This is a genomic window from Flavobacterium sp. UBA7663 (assembly GCF_002483315.1).
In the GTDB taxonomy this organism is placed as follows: Bacteria; Bacteroidota; Bacteroidia; order Flavobacteriales; family Flavobacteriaceae; genus Flavobacterium.
In genome coordinates this window covers 111,467-128,502 of the sequence record NZ_DLHR01000019.1, presented here as the reverse complement: position 1 = coordinate 128,502, position 17,036 = coordinate 111,467, and the positions used below count along the sequence as shown (strand labels likewise).

At 33.0% G+C, this 17,036-nt stretch carries 17 protein-coding genes; 12 read left to right on the top strand and 5 right to left on the bottom strand.

The features are described from left to right. Positions 1-21 precede the first annotated feature (21 nt). Positions 22-669, top strand: coding sequence for a hypothetical protein (locus tag B2741_RS07915; RefSeq protein WP_291137311.1), 648 nt, complete (start codon positions 22-24; stop codon positions 667-669). Positions 670-730: 61 nt separating this feature from the next. On the opposite strand, the gene trpS is transcribed toward B2741_RS07915, so the two are convergent. Continuing rightward, a complete protein-coding gene (gene trpS, locus B2741_RS07910) occupies positions 731-1,699 on the bottom strand; it encodes a tryptophan--tRNA ligase (RefSeq protein ID WP_291137308.1) in 969 nt (322 codons plus the stop codon). 159 nt (positions 1,700-1,858) lie between these two features. Between trpS and B2741_RS07905 the strand changes: the two genes are divergently transcribed. Beyond that, positions 1,859-2,599 (top strand): lysophospholipid acyltransferase family protein, encoded by a 741-nt coding sequence (locus B2741_RS07905; protein WP_291137305.1) that lies wholly within the window; start codon positions 1,859-1,861, stop codon positions 2,597-2,599. 89 nt (positions 2,600-2,688) lie between these two features. On the opposite strand, the gene B2741_RS07900 is transcribed toward B2741_RS07905, so the two are convergent. The 4 genes from B2741_RS07900 to recA form a co-directional block, all read right to left on the bottom strand. Continuing rightward, positions 2,689-4,344 (bottom strand): hypothetical protein, encoded by a 1,656-nt coding sequence (locus tag B2741_RS07900; RefSeq protein ID WP_291137302.1) that lies wholly within the window; start codon positions 4,342-4,344, stop codon positions 2,689-2,691. Further along, on the bottom strand, positions 4,341-4,883 hold the full coding sequence (locus B2741_RS07895) for an RNA polymerase sigma factor (protein WP_291137299.1): 543 nt from the start codon (positions 4,881-4,883) through the stop codon (positions 4,341-4,343). The genes B2741_RS07900 and B2741_RS07895 overlap by 4 nt, the downstream gene beginning before the upstream one ends. Positions 4,884-4,894: 11 nt before the next feature. Beyond that, positions 4,895-5,296 carry a hypothetical protein gene (locus tag B2741_RS07890; RefSeq protein ID WP_291137296.1) on the bottom strand — a complete coding sequence of 134 codons (402 nt, stop codon included), beginning with the start codon at positions 5,294-5,296 and terminating at the stop codon, positions 4,895-4,897. A gap of 92 nt (positions 5,297-5,388) precedes the next feature. Further along, entirely contained in the window at positions 5,389-6,393 is a 1,005-nt protein-coding gene (gene recA, locus B2741_RS07885; RefSeq protein ID WP_133608986.1) for a recombinase RecA, read from the bottom strand. Positions 6,394-6,581: 188 nt separating this feature from the next. On the opposite strand from recA, the gene B2741_RS07880 reads away from it, so the two are divergent. From B2741_RS07880 to B2741_RS07835, 10 genes are all read left to right on the top strand, one after another. Beyond that, positions 6,582-7,940 (top strand): rhodanese-related sulfurtransferase, encoded by a 1,359-nt coding sequence (locus B2741_RS07880; RefSeq protein WP_291137293.1) that lies wholly within the window; start codon positions 6,582-6,584, stop codon positions 7,938-7,940. Beyond that, positions 7,940-9,181 (top strand): peptidase U32 family protein, encoded by a 1,242-nt coding sequence (locus tag B2741_RS07875; RefSeq protein WP_291137290.1) that lies wholly within the window; start codon positions 7,940-7,942, stop codon positions 9,179-9,181. The genes B2741_RS07880 and B2741_RS07875 overlap by 1 nt, the downstream gene beginning before the upstream one ends. After that, a complete protein-coding gene (locus tag B2741_RS07870; RefSeq protein ID WP_264548635.1) occupies positions 9,181-9,411 on the top strand; it encodes a ferredoxin in 231 nt (76 codons plus the stop codon). Before B2741_RS07875 ends, B2741_RS07870 begins: the two co-directional genes overlap by 1 nt. Before the next feature lie 176 nt (positions 9,412-9,587). Further along, positions 9,588-10,748, top strand: a complete 1,161-nt coding sequence (locus tag B2741_RS07865) for a PSP1 domain-containing protein (protein ID WP_291137284.1) — start codon at positions 9,588-9,590, stop codon at positions 10,746-10,748. Beyond that, the gene (locus tag B2741_RS07860; RefSeq protein WP_291137281.1) at positions 10,729-11,226 is read left to right on the top strand and encodes a gliding motility lipoprotein GldH; all 498 of its coding nucleotides are present in this window, start codon (positions 10,729-10,731) and stop codon (positions 11,224-11,226) included. Before B2741_RS07865 ends, B2741_RS07860 begins: the two co-directional genes overlap by 20 nt. A gap of 1 nt (position 11,227) precedes the next feature. After that, positions 11,228-13,519, top strand: coding sequence for a penicillin-binding protein 1A (locus B2741_RS07855; RefSeq protein WP_291137278.1), 2,292 nt, complete (start codon positions 11,228-11,230; stop codon positions 13,517-13,519). Positions 13,520-13,537: 18 nt separating this feature from the next. Further along, positions 13,538-14,239, top strand: a complete 702-nt coding sequence (locus B2741_RS07850; protein WP_291137275.1) for a CoA transferase subunit A — start codon at positions 13,538-13,540, stop codon at positions 14,237-14,239. A gap of 2 nt (positions 14,240-14,241) precedes the next feature. Continuing rightward, complete coding sequence (locus tag B2741_RS07845) at positions 14,242-14,901, top strand: CoA transferase subunit B (protein WP_231835616.1); 660 nt, start codon at positions 14,242-14,244, stop codon at positions 14,899-14,901. A 132-nt stretch (positions 14,902-15,033) separates the two neighbouring features. Continuing rightward, the gene (locus tag B2741_RS07840; protein WP_291137267.1) at positions 15,034-16,200 is read left to right on the top strand and encodes a class I SAM-dependent rRNA methyltransferase; all 1,167 of its coding nucleotides are present in this window, start codon (positions 15,034-15,036) and stop codon (positions 16,198-16,200) included. Positions 16,201-16,299: 99 nt separating this feature from the next. Then, positions 16,300-17,013 carry a hypothetical protein gene (locus B2741_RS07835; RefSeq protein WP_291137264.1) on the top strand — a complete coding sequence of 238 codons (714 nt, stop codon included), beginning with the start codon at positions 16,300-16,302 and terminating at the stop codon, positions 17,011-17,013. Positions 17,014-17,036: the final 23 nt, after the last annotated feature.

Here is a 17,036-nt window from a genome sequence, read left to right as displayed (position 1 = left end):
TGAAATTCCTAAATTTAGAACATGAAAAAAGCACTTAGCATCGTATCGATAGTTTTGTTTTTATTCTCTTGCACCGAGAAAGAAAAAACTTATGAAGAATTAGAAGCAGAAGTTTTGTGCGATGTGTTGCCGGAAATTGCAAAATATGAGATTAACAGTTTTCTTAGATTAGGAATTATTATTCCACCACCACCAGAAATTGACTCAATAATTTATCCTAATAAACAGATTGATAGTATTAAAAAAGTAGAATATAATGATTGGGAAAAGTATAAAAAAATAAGAAATGAAAAATCAGATAGTATATTTAATTTGGTTGAAAAATTTAAGCGAATTGAATTTGGAATTTTAGATACTCTTGCAGATGTTGAAAAATTAAAATTTGATAAGAATATTTATAAATTTAATAATTTAGATTTTAGAGGTGTTGAATTAAATGAATTTGAAAAATGTAATCTAAAAATTAATTTAGTAAATTTTAAAAACACATTTGAGGGTGAAGATAGAAATTCAAACAATCCTTTGGTTTTCTTAACTAGAGTACTTATTGATGAGAAAGATGAAAAAGCATTTTTTTCTGTATTAAAAATGTATGGAACCTATCATGTATTTTGTAATTTCTCTCAAAAGGAAAATAAATGGAAAATCGAAAAGATTACTAAAGAATAAAAATCCTCAAAATTTAGACTTCTAAACTTTGAGGTTTTTTTATTTTTAAATTTGAGTTTAATTAATAACCCAACTTCTCTCTCACTCTTTTCAAAACACCATTCGCTACCGCACTTGCTTTTGCAGCACCTTCAAGCAATAATTTATCTACTTCTTCTAAGTTGTTGATGTAGTAATTGTATTTTTCTCTTTCGGTTTTGAATTTCTCAACGATTAATTCAAACAAGGCTTGTTTTGCGTGACCGTAACCGTAATTTCCAGCCTCGTATTTGGCACGTAAATCAGCAACTTCTTCTGCAGAACCTAATAATTTGTATAAAGCAAACACATTACAAGTGTCTGGGTTTTTTGGTTCTTCAAGTGGAGTGCTGTCGGTTTCAATGGTTTTAATTTGTTTTAGTAACGCTTTATCGTCTAAAAAGATATTGATAAAATTGTTTCTCGATTTACTCATTTTTTGTCCGTCTGTTCCTGGAATAATCATGATTTGCTCATCAATTTTAGCTTCAGGCAATACAAACGTTTCACCCATTTGATGATTAAATCTCGAAGCTACATCACGCGTAATTTCTAAATGTTGCAATTGATCTTTTCCAACAGGAACAAAATTGGCATCATACAATAAAATATCTGCAGCCATTAACATCGGATACGAAAATAATCCCGCATTCACATCATCTAATCTATCCGCTTTATCTTTGAAAGAATGTGCTAATGTTAAACGTTGAAACGGGAAAAAGCAACTCAAATACCAAGAAAGCTCGGTCGTTTGAGGCACATCAGATTGGCGATAAAAAACCACACGATTAGTATCTAAACCACAAGCAAGCCAAGTTGCCGCAACACTATACGTATTTTGTCTTAATTCTGCTCCATTTTTGATTTGCGTAATCGAATGCAAATCGGCAATGAAAAGAAAAGACTCGTTATCAGGATTGTTTGCCATTTGAATAGCAGGAATAATTGCTCCTAATAAATTACCTAAGTGTGGTGTTCCTGTACTTTGAACTCCGGTTAAGATTTTTGCCATTGTTGTTTTTTAATGCAAAGAATCGCAAAGTTATTCGCAATGCTTCGCCAAGTTTTTTAATTATTATTCTGAAATGCAAATGTAGCGTAAAAACAGAAAAGTAAAAAGAGATAGGTTTTATATAAATGATTACTTTTGGAAATCAAATAAACTTGCTAAATGAAATTTTTAAAATATCCGCTTACACTTTTATATCGAATTTGGTTTTACATCTTGGTTTTGGTTCCAATCATTGTACTGTTTCCATTTATTTTGGCTACCATTTTAAGCGAGAAAACGTATCCTTTATTTTTTAAAATTGCTAGGTTATGGTCTAAGATTATTTTAATTGGAATGGGTTTTAATTATTCTATTGAAGGTGATGAGGTTTTTGAAGATGGGAAAAGTTATATGTTAGTAGCTAATCATACTTCAATGACCGATATTATGATGATGTTGATTGCAGTTAAAAATCATCCATTTGTTTTTGTGGGAAAGAAAGAATTGGCTAAGATTCCGATTTTTGGATTTATTTATAAACGCGTTTGTATTTTGGTAGACAGATCAAATAGTAAAAGTCGTTATCAGGTTTTTGAGCGTGCTCAAAAAAGAATTCATCAAGGTTTGAGTATTTGTATTTTTCCAGAAGGTGGCGTTCCGGAAGAACATATTGTGTTAGATGAATTTAAAGATGGTGCTTTCAGAATTGCTATTGAGCATGGATTGCCAATTGTTCCAATGGTGTTTTTCGATAATAAAAAACGTTTTTCTTATACTTTCTTCAGTGGAACTCCGGGAAAAATGCGCGCTAAAATTTATCCGATAATTGAAACGAAAGGCAAAACATTGGAAGACAGAAATGCATTGAAACAACAAGTAAGAGATATCATTTTACAACCGTTGCTTCAGGATTTAAAATAAAAAAGTCTAGACGCATCTAGACTTTCTCAGTTTCATTTTAACTAGAAATGAAACAACTTAACTATAAATTTAAGCTTAACCAACAAAGCTTAAAAACTAAAACTAATTCCGGTATACAAGCCTATAAAATAAGGCTTGAAGTTACCGGAATTCTCACTAAACGTATTGATCTGGTATTTAAACATAGGTTGGAAATTAGCATTAAAGCTTTTCCAGAACGAGTATTTAAAACCCAAACCGACATTACTACTAAAATGTATACTGTTTAAATTATTGGCTCTTCCTACTTCCATTTCGATACCATTTGCTAATAAAGAAATGTTATTTTGATTTAAAAATAAGGTACTCATTCCTCCAATCACTTCTATACCAAATTTCTTATCTAATAATTTGTAACTTAATTCTAAAGGAACTTCGATGTAACTAATATTTTGTTGTAATGCACCTACATTGTTCTCAATAATTACATTTTCAACATCACCCGATAATGTTTCTACATTACCAACTTTTGACGAAAATACCATATTTGATGCTTCTGGATTTCTTGATATTGTAGGGATGTTGTTTTCAACAGTATTTATTCGTGCATCAAAAAGAACATCATTGGTATTGTAGCTTATATTAATATTGTTAACACCTGTTTTTAAACTTAATTTATTGTTTATTGCATAGCTTCCAGCTATACCTAAACTTAAAGTTGTTGCATAATTTTTGCTATTCGAATCAAATTGTTGGTCAATTGAAGATCCTTGTGCTAAGGAGTTAAAATAAACAGGCGACGCGTTAGTGCTAATCGCCCATTTACTTCTTTTTTCTTCTTTTTCATCTTCATTTTTCCCAGCCTCTTTTTCTTTAAGCAATTCCTCTAGCAGATTTGTTTCTTTAGAAACTTCAGCCACTAGCGTACTATCTTGAGTAATGATTTCATTAGAAACAACAACATCTGAATTGTTTGTTTGTTTTATAATAGAATCATTATTAGTTATTGTTGTTGTATTTGATGTTTTATTTTCAAAAAAAGCATCAATAGTTTCTTTATTGATAGCGTTTTTATCTTCTCTATTATTAACTACGTTATTATCATCAAATAGGTTTTCAAAATCAGAATTATTTTTATTTGACTTCGATTTTGATTTTCTTTTCGCTTTGTTTTTTTCTGTATTAGCTACTAAAGCTTTTTCAGAATTTGTTACAGATGATGATTGTTTTTTGAAATTGTTCTTTCCTTTTTTAAATCCTTTTTGATTTGAACTTGCATCAATATCGTTTTGTAATTTGCCATTTGAAACTAATCCGTTTCTTCTACTAGAATTGTTTTTAAGTTTCGATTTAACTAATTTTTCATCAATCGATTTTTCATTATATTGATTGATTGAGTTGTTAGATTTTTTATCTAAATTTTCTTCATTTGATTGCGAATCATAAACAATAGCTTCGTTATTAGGTGAAGTAATGTTTGAATTGTTTGAGTTTCCTTTAGAATCTTCAGTATTTACAATTGTGTTGTTAGAATTTGGCACCTCAGTTGTATTGCTTTCACCTGAGAAATTCCAAATTAATGAACCGATTATAAATAGTGAAGCGGCAATTCCAGAAAATTGGAACCAAATAGGTACAATTCTTTTTTTCTTCTTTTTCTCATTTAAACGACTTGCAATAACATCCCAAGAATCTTGAGGCGGTAAAGCTTCAAAATCTTTGAATTTCTCTTGAAATAATCGTTCTATATTTTTATTGTCTTTCATTTACTTTTTTTTACCTCAAAACTGTTATTTGATTCTATCTTACTTTTCAAAATAGCTTTTGCTCTAGCTAAATTTGACTTAGATGTTCCGATGTTGATTTCTAACATCTCGGCTATTTCTTTGTGAGAATATCCGTCTAAAACATATAAGTTAAAAACCAATCGATATCTGTCTGGTAATTCTTGAATAATCTTGGTTAAAAACTCTAAACTGATGTTGTCATCATCAATTTCAATTTCCTCTTCGTCAGCAATTTTCTCAGAAACAATTTCAAAAATGTTTTGTTTTCTATATTGCTGTAAAACATAATTTATGGTAACTCTTTTGGCCCATCCTTCAAAGGAACCCGTATTTTTATATTGATTTATTTTTTCAAAAATGATTAAAAAACTTTCTTGTAAATTGTCTTGAGCTTCTTCGTAATTACGCGAATATTTTAAACACACAGAAAACAACTTTGGCGCTAATAAGCGATAAACCTGCTCTTGTGCTTTAGTATTATTGTTACTACATTCATGTATAAGTTGCTCTATAATCAATTTTTTAAATATTAATTTACAGGAATATCATATGTCATAAAAGTATCATTTCCTTCAACGTCATGACCTGTCCAAAACTTAAACACATAGTTTCCAGTATTTGTAACATGAAAATTAAATGTTTCTTCAACTAGTATGTTTTCAACAGGAGCACAATTACCTCTTCCTTCAACCAAATTTTTGATTGCACAGGTTCTTGTATTTAATTCTTTTTCGTAGTAAATACCATAAGGAGAGTGGCAATTTGTTGGCCTATAATATTGCATAGTTATTTGATAAGTTTCCCCTAAGACAAATTCTGTAGGCATCTCAACAGAATGAACAGGTAAAATTTCAACACTGAAACTATTATCTTCTAGTTCACAAGAGTTTAATAAAAAAAGAATACTTACTAATAAAATTAATTTTTTCATTTTCATTGATTATTATACTTAGTAGATTAATTTTTCTAAAAAAGGTTGCGTTAAATTACAAAAAAAATCACGCTCGAGGCGTGATTTAATTTTTATGCGTTATTTTCTTTGATTAGATCTTTAATTTTTTGTTCTAATTCGTCCATTAATTCTGGGTTGTCTTTGATTAATGCTTTTACAGCATCTCTACCTTGACCTAGTTTTGTTTCTCCATAACTAAACCAAGAACCGCTTTTTTTAATGATTTCAAATTCTACCGCTAAGTCTAAAACTTCACCTACTTTTGAAATTCCTTCTCCATACATGATGTCAAATTCTGCAGTTCTAAATGGTGGAGCTACTTTGTTTTTTACCACTTTTACTTTAGTTCTGTTTCCTAAAACATTATCACCATCTTTAATCTGAGTCGATTTACGAATATCGATACGAACTGAAGCATAGAATTTTAATGCGTTACCTCCAGTTGTAGTTTCTGGACTTCCAAACATAACTCCAATTTTATCACGTAATTGGTTAATGAAGAAAACCGTACAATTGGTTTTGTGAATAGTTCCTGTTAATTTTCTTAAAGCTTGTGACATCAAACGTGCGTGTAATCCCATTTTAGAATCACCCATATCGCCTTCAATTTCACTTTTTGGTGTTAAAGCAGCAACCGAGTCAATAACAACAATATCAACGGCTCCCGAACGGATTAAACTTTCGGCAATTTCTAATGCTTGCTCACCATTATCAGGTTGAGAAATAATTAAGTTATCAATATCGATTCCTAATTTTTCAGCATAAAAACGGTCAAATGCATGTTCCGCATCAATAAATGCTGCAATTCCTCCTGCCTTTTGAGCTTCTGCAATGGCGTGTAATGTTAACGTAGTTTTACCTGACGATTCTGGTCCGTAGATTTCAATGATTCTTCCTCTTGGGTAACCATTTACTCCAAGTGCCAAATCAATACCTAATGAACCTGAAGGAATAGACTCTACTTCTTCCACCGCGCTATCGCCCAGTTTCATTACAGTTCCCTTTCCGTAAGTTTTGTCAAGTTTGTCTAATGTTAGTTGTAAGGCTTTTAATTTTGCTTCTTTGTCTGAACTCATAATATTTGGCTTTAAATTGATTACAATTCTTTTTTTGTAAAAATACAGCTTTTTTCAATTGTGCCAAAAATTGTTAATATGTTTTCCAATTCATTTAAAGATTTGATTTTTAATCAATTTTATTACCTTTGCCCTCGAATTCTTCCATTTAGAATTCACAACATATTTCTCACTTAAACGTTTATAGCATGCAACTGTATAACACCTTAAGCGCAGAAGAAAGAGCTCAATTAATTGATGAAGCCGGAAAACAACGTCTTACATTATCTTTCTATGCGTATGCCAAAATTGAAGATCCCAAAAAATTTCGCGACGATTTATTTATTGAATGGAACAAACTTGATGCTCTTGGACGTACCTATGTAGCCAAAGAAGGTATCAATGCGCAAATGAGTGTTCCTGCCGAAAACTTCGAAGCTTTTCGTGAAACTTTAGAAGCGTACGATTTCATGAGAGGAATTCGTTTGAATGTTGCCGTAGAACACGACGATCATTCATTTTTAAAACTTACTGTAAAAGTTCGAGACAAAATTGTAGCCGATGGTTTGAATGATGAAACTTTTGACGTTACCAATATTGGTGTGCATTTAAAAGCCAAAGAATTCAACCAAATATTAGAAGATCCAAACACAATTGTAGTCGATTTTAGAAATCATTACGAAAGTGAAATCGGGCATTTTAAAGGTGCTATTACTCCTGATGTGGAGACTTTTAGAGAAAGTTTACCAATAATCAACGAGCAATTAAAAGATTTTAAAGAAGACAAAAATTTGGTGATGTATTGCACTGGAGGAATTCGTTGCGAAAAAGCTTCGGCGTATTTTAAACATCAAGGTTTTAAAAATGTATTCCAATTAGAAGGCGGAATTATCAATTATGCTAAGCAACTTAAAGAGGAAGGTTTAGAAAGTAAATTCATTGGAAAGAACTTTGTTTTCGATCATAGATTAGGTGAAAGAATTACCGATGATATCGTTTCGCAATGCCATCAATGTGGAAAACCTTGCGACAATCATACCAATTGTTTAAACGATGGTTGCCACTTATTATTCATTCAATGTGACGAATGTAAAGCCGCAATGGAAAATTGTTGTTCTACCGAATGTTTAGAAATCACGCATTTGCCATTAGCCGAACAAGTTAAACTTCGTAGAGGAAAACAAGTGGGTAATAAAGTATTTCGAAAAGGAAAATCAGAGAATTTAAAATTCAAACATTCAGGAGAATTGTCTGACAAACCTTTGGCTGTAGCCGAAAAAACGAAAGACATTCGTCAAAAAATAAAAGTAAAAAAAGTATTGCTTGGTAAAGCCGAACATTATTATGTGAAAGCACAAGTGGGACTTTTCGTTGTAGAAAATCAAGAACTAAATGTTGGCGATAAAATCTTAATTTCAGGACCTACAACTGGAAATCAAGAATTGATTTTAGAAAAAATGTTGGTAAACGGAACTAAAAATTCAGTAGCTAAAGTTGGCGATAAAATAACTTTTGAAGTACCTTTCCGAGTAAGATTATCTGATAAATTATTTAAAATTATTGGCTAATGACAACTTCGGGAAGAATTGAATTAATGGCGCCTGCAGGAAATTTTGAATCTATGCAAGCGGCTTTAGACAATGGTTGCGATTCCATTTATTTTGGTGTCGAACAACTAAATATGCGTGCTCGAGCAACAGTAAATTTCGTTTTAGACGATTTGACTGAGATTGCACGTCGTTGCAACGAAAAAAACGTTAGAACTTATTTAACGCTAAATACGATTATTTACGATCACGATTTGTCGATTGTAAAAACACTTTTATCAAAGGCAAAAGAAGCAGGAATCACAGCTGTAATTGCATCCGACCAAGCGGTTATTATGACGGCTAGAACGATTGGAATGGAAGTGCATATTTCAACCCAATTGAATGTGACTAATATTGAAACGGTTAAATTCTACGCCATGTTTGCCGATACCATTGTATTGTCTCGCGAGTTGAGTTTACGTCAAGTAAAAAAAATCACCGAAGACATCGAAAAAGAACAGGTTAAAGGTCCAAGTGGGAATTTAGTTGAAATTGAAATTTTTGGTCACGGCGCTTTGTGCATGGCGGTTTCAGGAAAATGCTATTTGAGTTTACATTCGCATAATTCATCAGCAAATCGAGGGGCTTGCAAGCAAAATTGTCGCAAAAAATATACGGTTATTGACCAAGAAAGTGGTTTTGAAATTGAAGTAGACAACGAATATTTAATGTCTCCAAAAGATTTATGCACCTTAGATTTTCTAGATCAAGTAATCGATTCGGGAATAAAAGTGTTAAAAATTGAAGGTCGAGGTAGGGCAGCTGATTATGTAGCAACGGTTATCAAAACTTATCGCGAAGCTATCGATTCGTATTACGAAGGAACGTTTACCAAAGAAAAAATCAACACTTGGATGGAAGCTTTGGCAACGGTTTACAATCGCGGTTTTTGGAGCGGGTATTATTTGGGACAAAAATTAGGCGAATGGTCAGATAATCCTGGTTCTAATGCAACTCAGAAAAAAGTATATGTTGGAAAAGGAATGCATTATTTCCCAAAATCAAGTATAGCCGAATTTAAAATAGAAGCTTACGACATCAAAAAAGGAGATAAAATTTTAATTACTGGTCCATCAACAGGAGCTCAAGAATTAATTTTAGAAGATTTTTTTGTGAATGATGCCACTTCTGAAAAAGCAACCAAAGGAGATAGTTGTACTTTGAAAGTGCCGTTCCGCATTCGTTTATCGGACAAAATGTATAAAATCGTTGAAAACTAATGGTTGTTGTTACGCTTCAAAGAGACAAATGTATTGGCTGTAATTATTGTGTCGAAATGGCACCAGCACAGTTTCAAATGTCAAAAAAAGACGGGAAATCAGTATTAATAAAATCGGTTGATGCCAAAGGTTTTCACACTTTAAAATCTGCAGACCATACGATTGTTGAAAATTGTGAATTGGCAGTAAAAGCTTGTCCTGTGCATATAATTACCGTAAAAGAAACATAAATTTTTGGTTTACAATACTATATAAAGACCTATTTCGTTTTATAATGAGATAGGTTTTTTGCATTTGTAAAACTTCAAAAGATTGAATTTGAAAGTTTCCATAAAAAATCAATATCTTTACGCTCAAAAACGTTTTGAAACGTAGTCCATTAGGACAATCACTATATATTTAAATTATGGCATGTACAAACTGTTCAACCGCCGATGGCGGTGCACCAAAGGGGTGTAATAATAATGGGACTTGCGGCACCGATAGCTGCAACAAACTTTCGGTTTTCGATTGGTTATCAAATATGACATTACCAGGTGGTCAAGCGCCTTTCGATGCTGTTGAAATCAGATTTAAAAACGGAAGAAAAGAATTTTTTAGAAATACCGAAAAATTAACTTTATCTATTGGAGATATTGTTGCTACCGAAGCTTCTCCTGGACACGATATCGGAATTATTACTTTGACAGGCGAATTGGTTAAAATTCAAATGAAAAAGAAAGGTGAAAATCCAGATAAAGAATTATCAAAAATATACAGAAAAGCTTCCCAAAGAGATATCGATATTTGGACAGAAGCCCGAAATAAAGAAGAATCGGTGCGTATGCGTGCTCGTGAAATCGCTATCAATTTGAAGTTAGAAATGAAAATTTCTGATGTAGAATTTCAAGGCGATGGTTCAAAAGCAACGTTTTATTACACAGCTAATGATAGAGTCGATTTTCGTCAATTAATTAAAGAATTTGCACAAGATTTTAAAATTAGAATCGAGATGAAACAAGTAGGTTTCCGTCAGGAAGCAGCTCGTTTAGGAGGAATTGGTTCTTGCGGAAGAGAATTGTGTTGCTCTACTTGGTTAACCGATTTTAGAAGTGTAAATACTTCGGCAGCACGTTACCAACAGTTGTCGTTAAATCCACAAAAATTAGCGGGTCAATGCGGAAAACTAAAATGTTGCTTGAACTATGAATTAGACACTTATTTAGATGCATTGAAAGACATGCCTGACATGGAAACCAAATTGTATACCGAAAAAGGTGATGCGTATTGTCAAAAAATCGATATTTTCAAAGAAATCATGTGGTTTTCTTATGCAAATGCTCCAGCACAATGGATGGTTTTACCTGTTGAAAAGGTGAAAGAAATTTTAGCCATCAATAAGAAAAAAGAACGTGTGGCGGCTTTGGAAGATTATGTTGTAGAAACGGTTCAAGAAGTAGAGAAAAAATTCGAAAATGTAGTAGGTCAAGATAGTTTAACACGTTTTGATCAACCTAAGAAAAAGAATAACAATAAAAACAAAAAACGTAAACCATCAAATTTTAAAAATGCTCCTAAAAAAGACTAAATTTATTGGGTTAATGCTGTTTGCTGTGCTTTTTTTCTCTTGTGATGAAAAGCAATTTTTTAGCGAATACAAAGAGTTAGACGGTTCTTGGAAAAAATCAGACACGTTGCGTTTTACATTTGAACAAAAAGACACGATAAATCCGTATCATTTGTTTTTGAATGTTAGAAACAACAACGATTATCCGTTCAATAACATGTATTTGATTGTAACGATGAAAGAACCAGGTAAAAAACCGACTTTTACTGTAGATACATTAGAATACCTAATGGCAAATCCAGATGGAACGTTATTAGGAGAAGGTTTTTCAGATGTGAAGGAAAGTAAATTATGGTATTTGGAAAATTTCAGATTTAAAAGAGTTGGAAAATACAATGTTGAGATAGTTCAGGCAGTAAGAGAAACAGGGAAAGTAGACGGTGTTTCGGAACTAAAAGGAATAACAGAACTAGGATTAAGAATTGAAAAAATAAAATAGTATGGCTACCAAAAAAGCAAATACAAACGATTTTTCAGAGTATAAAAGAAAATTTTGGCAATTATTTGCCTACGGATTTTTAGGTGTAATTTTATTATTCCTTTTCGCTTCATGGGGATTTTTCGGAAAAATGCCTTCGTTTGACGATTTAGAAAATCCAGATTCAAATGTAGCAACTGAGATTATTTCTTCGGATGGAGTAGTCATTGGTAAATTTTATAAAGAAAACAGAACACCTGTTAAGTACGAAGATTTGCCACAACATTTAGTAAAAGCACTTGTTGCAACAGAAGACGAACGTTTTTACGAGCATTCAGGAATTGACGCTAAAGGAACATTGAGAGCAGTAGTAAAATTAGCTCAAGATGGTGGAGCCAGTACGCTTACTCAACAGTTAGCAAAAAATTTATTCCACGGTGAAGGTTCGAAATTCATTCTTTTTAGAGTAATTCAAAAAGTTAAAGAATGGATTATCGCTGTTCGTTTAGAGCGTCAATATACCAAGCAAGAAATCATCGCCTTGTACTTAAATCAAGTAGATTTTGTAAACGGAGCAGTTGGAATTCGTTCGGCAGCAAAAATTTACATGAACAAGGAGCCAAAAGACTTAACTATTGAAGAAGGCGCTTTGTTTGTAGGAATGTTAAAAAATCCTTCGTTATATAATCCAAACCGAAAAAAAAGAGCACAATTGGTTCTAGACCGAAGAAATACGGTTTTAGGTCAAATGGTTAAAAACGGTGTAATTACCGAATCAAAAAAAGAAGAACTAAAGAAACTTCCTATCAAATTAGATTTCAGACCTGAAAGTCATTCAGAAGGAAGTGCTACCTATTTCAGAGAATATCTAAGAGATTACATGAGAAAGTGGGTGAAAAGTCACTTAAAAGATGATGGAACGGAATATGATTTATATCGCGATGGTTTAAAAATCTATACGACTATCGATTCTAAAATGCAACAATATGCAGAAGAAGCAGTAACCGAACATTTAAAAAATCTACAAAAAGAATTTTTCATTGCAGCGAAAGGAAAAGACAACGCTCCTTTCGTTGATATAACTCCTGAGCAAACGCAACAAATTATGCTGCAGGCTAAGAAAAATTCAGAGCGTTGGAGAAAAATGGACTTGAATGGTAAAACAAAAGAAGAAATTCTAAAATCTTTTGATGTGCCAGCAAAAATGAAAATCTTTACTTATGAAGGTGAAAAAGACACCATCATGAAACCAACAGATTCTATCATATACTACAAACACATGCTACAAACAGGTATGATGGCGATGGAACCAAGAAGTGGTCATGTCAAAGCCTGGGTTGGTGGTGTAAATTATAAATATTTCCAATATGATCACGTGGGTCAAGGAGCAAGACAAGTAGGTTCTACCTTTAAACCATTCTTATATGCAACTGCAATAGAACAATTAGGAATGTCGCCTTGTGATTCTATTATTGATAGTTATTTCACTATGCCAAAGGGCAAATGGGGAATTGATGCCGATTGGTCTCCAAAAAATTCCGATGGCAATTACAGAGGAACCATTACATTACAAAAAGCATTAGCGAACTCAGTGAATACGGTTTCGGCAAAATTAATTGATAGAGTGGGACCAAAAGCAGTTGTTGACATGGCAAAAGAATTGGGAGTTACTTCCAATATTCCTGAACAACCGTCAATTGCATTAGGTGCTGTTGATATTACAGTGGAACAAATGGTTGGCGCTATGAGTACATTTGCCAATCAAGGAGTATATGTAAAACCAACATTTATCATCAAAATTGAAGATAAAAACGGAGTAGTTATTGACCAACCAGTACCCGTTACAAAAGATGTCGTAAATAAAGACGTTGCTTATGCTGTTGTCAAATTAATGGAAGGTGTTACAAGTTCAGGAACAGGTGCTCGATTAAAATATGGAGGCGGTGGATTTATCCAATACGATTATAGTTTCGGAAATCCAATTGCAGGAAAAACAGGAACTTCTCAAAATAATTCTGATGGATGGTTTATCGGAATGGTACCTAATTTAGCGACTGGAGTTTGGGTAGGAAACGAAGACAGAGCAGCTCACTTTAGAGCCACAAGATTAGGTCAAGGAGCTACTATGGCATTACCTATTTGGGGAATCTTTATGAAAAAATGTTATGCCGATAGCGATTTAGATGTGTCTAAAGAGCCATTTGAAAAACCAGAAGATTTACAAATAAAAGTAGATTGTTGGACGCCTAAAAAAGTAGTTGATACCACAGCTGTTCCAACAGACGAGCCAGACATGGACGAATTCGGATTATAAACAACAACAAACCAAAATATGATTTCTAGAAAAGTTAATAACGTTAAAGAAGCGTTGGAAGGAATTCAAGACGGACAAACCATCATGTTAGGCGGTTTTGGTCTTTGTGGTATTCCCGAAAACAGTATTGCTGAATTAGTAAATAAAAATGTAACCAATTTAACTTGTATTTCAAACAATGCAGGTGTAGATGATTTCGGATTAGGATTACTTTTACAGAAGCGTCAAATTAAAAAAATGATTTCTTCTTATGTAGGAGAAAATGCCGAATTCGAACGTCAAATGCTTTCAGGAGAATTAGATGTTGAATTAACTCCACAAGGAACTTTAGCTGAAAAATGTCGTGCTGCTCAAGCCGGAATTCCAGCTTTCTTTACGCCAGCAGGTTTCGGAACTGAAGTTGCTGAAGGAAAAGAAACACGCGAATTCAACGGAAAAATGCACGTAATGGAATTGGCTTACAAAGCTGATTTTTCTATCGTAAAAGCATGGAAAGGTGACGAAGCAGGAAACCTTATTTTCAAAGGAACAGCTCGTAATTTCAACGCTTGTATGGCAGGTGCTGCAAAAATTACTATTGCTGAGGTAGAAGAATTAGTACCAGCAGGAACTTTAAATCCTAACGAAATTCACATTCCTGGAATTATGGTCAACCGTATTTTCCAAGGAGAGAAGTTTGAAAAAAGAATTGAGCAAAGAACTGTTAGACAAAGAAGTTAATCATGGCATTAGATAAAAATCAAATCGCAAAAAGAATAGCACAAGAAGTAAAAGACGGTTACTATGTAAACTTAGGAATCGGAATTCCGACTTTGGTTGCCAATTATGTTCGTACGGATATTTCAGTAGAATTTCAATCGGAAAATGGCGTTTTAGGTATGGGTCCATTTCCTTTTGAAGGAGAAGAAGATGCTGATATCATCAACGCAGGAAAACAAACGATTACCACTTTGCCAGGAGCAAGTTTCTTTGATTCTGCGTTTAGTTTCGGAATGATTCGTGCGCAAAAAGTAGATTTAACTATTTTAGGTGCGATGGAAGTTTCCGAAAACGGTGACATTGCCAACTGGAAAATTCCAGGAAAAATGGTAAAAGGAATGGGTGGCGCAATGGATTTAGTAGCTTCGGCAGAAAATATTATCGTGGCAATGATGCACGTTAATAAAGCTGGAGAATCGAAAATCTTGAAAAAATGTACGCTTCCATTAACTGGAGTGGGTTGTGTGAAAAAAGTCGTGACGGAATTAGCGGTTTTAGAAATCACTCCAAAAGGTTTCAAATTATTAGAAAGAGCGCCAGGCGTTTCAGTAGAAGATATCATCAAAGCAACAGAAGCCGATTTAATCATCGAAGGAGAAATTCCAGAAATGAAAATCGATTAATATTAAATTTTAATTTCACCGCAGATTCACAGATTACAATTTTAAACATCTGTGAATCTGCGTTTTTTTCAATAAAGAAACCGCCTAAAAATAAATAATAATCTGCGAATCCGCGGTAATTTTTTCAAGAAAATGAGCTTACCAAAAGTAATTCTAAAATCAGGTAAAGAAAAATCTATTCAACGTCGTCACCCTTGGATTTTCAGTGGTGCGGTTTATGGCGTGAGTCGCGAAATAAACGATGGCGAAATGGTGGATGTAGTCGATTCGAAAAACAATCATTTAGGAACTGGATATTTCAGCGATAAAGGAAGTATTGTGGTTCGTATTTTGACGTTTGGTGATGAAACTTTTTCTGAGAATTTTTGGGTAGCCAAACTACAATCAGCTTGGTATTTACGTACTCAATTATTAGATTTTGAAATTACCAATGCGTTCCGAGTAATTCACGGAGAAGGTGATGGAATTTCAGGATTAATTATTGATTATTACGATAAAAACTGGGTAATACAAGCGCATTCGACAGGAGTTTTTCTTCAAATGGAGCAAATTGCAGAAGCTATAAAATCCAATTTTTCGGAGTATTGTGAAACCATTTATTGCAAAAGTTCAGGAACTTTACCGAATACAGGAACTGATTATTTTTTATTCGGAAATAAAGCACAAGCAGTTGCCAAAGAGAACAACATTTTGTTTTCAGTAAATTGGGTAGAAGGACAAAAAACAGGTTTCTTCTTAGACCAACGCGAAAACCGAAAATTATTAGGCGAATTCTCAAAAGGTAAAAAAGTATTAAATACGTTTTGTTACACAGGCGGATTTTCAATTTACGCGATGAGTGCTGGTGCAGAATTGGTTACTTCGGTAGATATTTCTCAAAAAGCGGTAGATTTAGCAGCAAGTAATATGGAATTAAATTTTCCTAACGCCAATCACAAAGCAGTTGCGGATGATGTATTCAACTTCATGAAAGAGCACACGCAACAATACGATGTCATTGTTTTGGATCCACCCGCTTTCGCGAAAAGCATCAAAAGCAAACACACCGCAACACAAGCTTACAAACGTTTAAACATTGCAGGTTTAAAAGCCTTAGCACCTAACGGAATTTTATTCACGTTTTCATGTTCACAAGTTATTGACGATGTTTTGTTTTACAACACCGTTGCCGCAGCAGCCATAGAAACCGGAAGAAACATCAGAGTATTACACAAATTAGAACAAGGACCCGATCATCCAACCAACATTTACCATCCAGAAGGGCATTATTTAAAAGGATTGGTGTTGTTTGTGGAGTAGGTTTGAAAGTGTTCAGTGTTCAGTTTGAAGTATTCAGTATTTCTCGCATAGTTTGTCATTCCGAAGGAATCTCATAGAATCAGTTTAAAACTTTTATTTATGATTAGATTTTTTAGCATCTTCTTTTTTACTCTTTTTTTGTTTAGTTGTAAACAAAAAACAGAATTAGTACAAGCTGAAATAAAGTCTTTTGGTTTGAAGATAGATTTCAGACTTTATAATGACAGCACATACATTATGAAAAGAATTTATGAATTTGATTCAATTAAAAATGAAACTTTAGAAGGTAACTTTAAGTTGCTAAATGATACTCTTGTTTGTTATGGCGACTTTAATTTTAATGGCCTTATAAAGAATAACTTTATTGAATCTAACCAAGAGTATGAAAAATATGAAATCATAAATTCAAAAATTAAGTCGAATATAAAAATCGATTTTAAAAAATTCCCAACATATACAACTTTTACATTTGATAAATCAAAAGAGTATAATCGTTTTAACGAAACTGCTATTCCTTATGAGTTAACAGAAAATGATTTGCTTAAAATAGATTCTATTTTACCAATTTGCATGAATAAAACAGAAAATTTTGAAGGTAAACAAAATGCCGATGATTATTCAAAACAATGTATTGCAACAAAAAATAGTAATGGAGAGATAGAAGTTTGGGTTAATTGCGCATGCTCAGGAATAGCTAAAGAGTCATTCAAATATTTTATAGGAACTGTTCATGATGGTGGACCTTGTTTTTTTAAATTGAAAATAAATTTAACCAAAATTGAATGTTTTGATGTTTTTGTCAATGGTTCTTAAATAAAAAACCCGCAAGTCTTTCA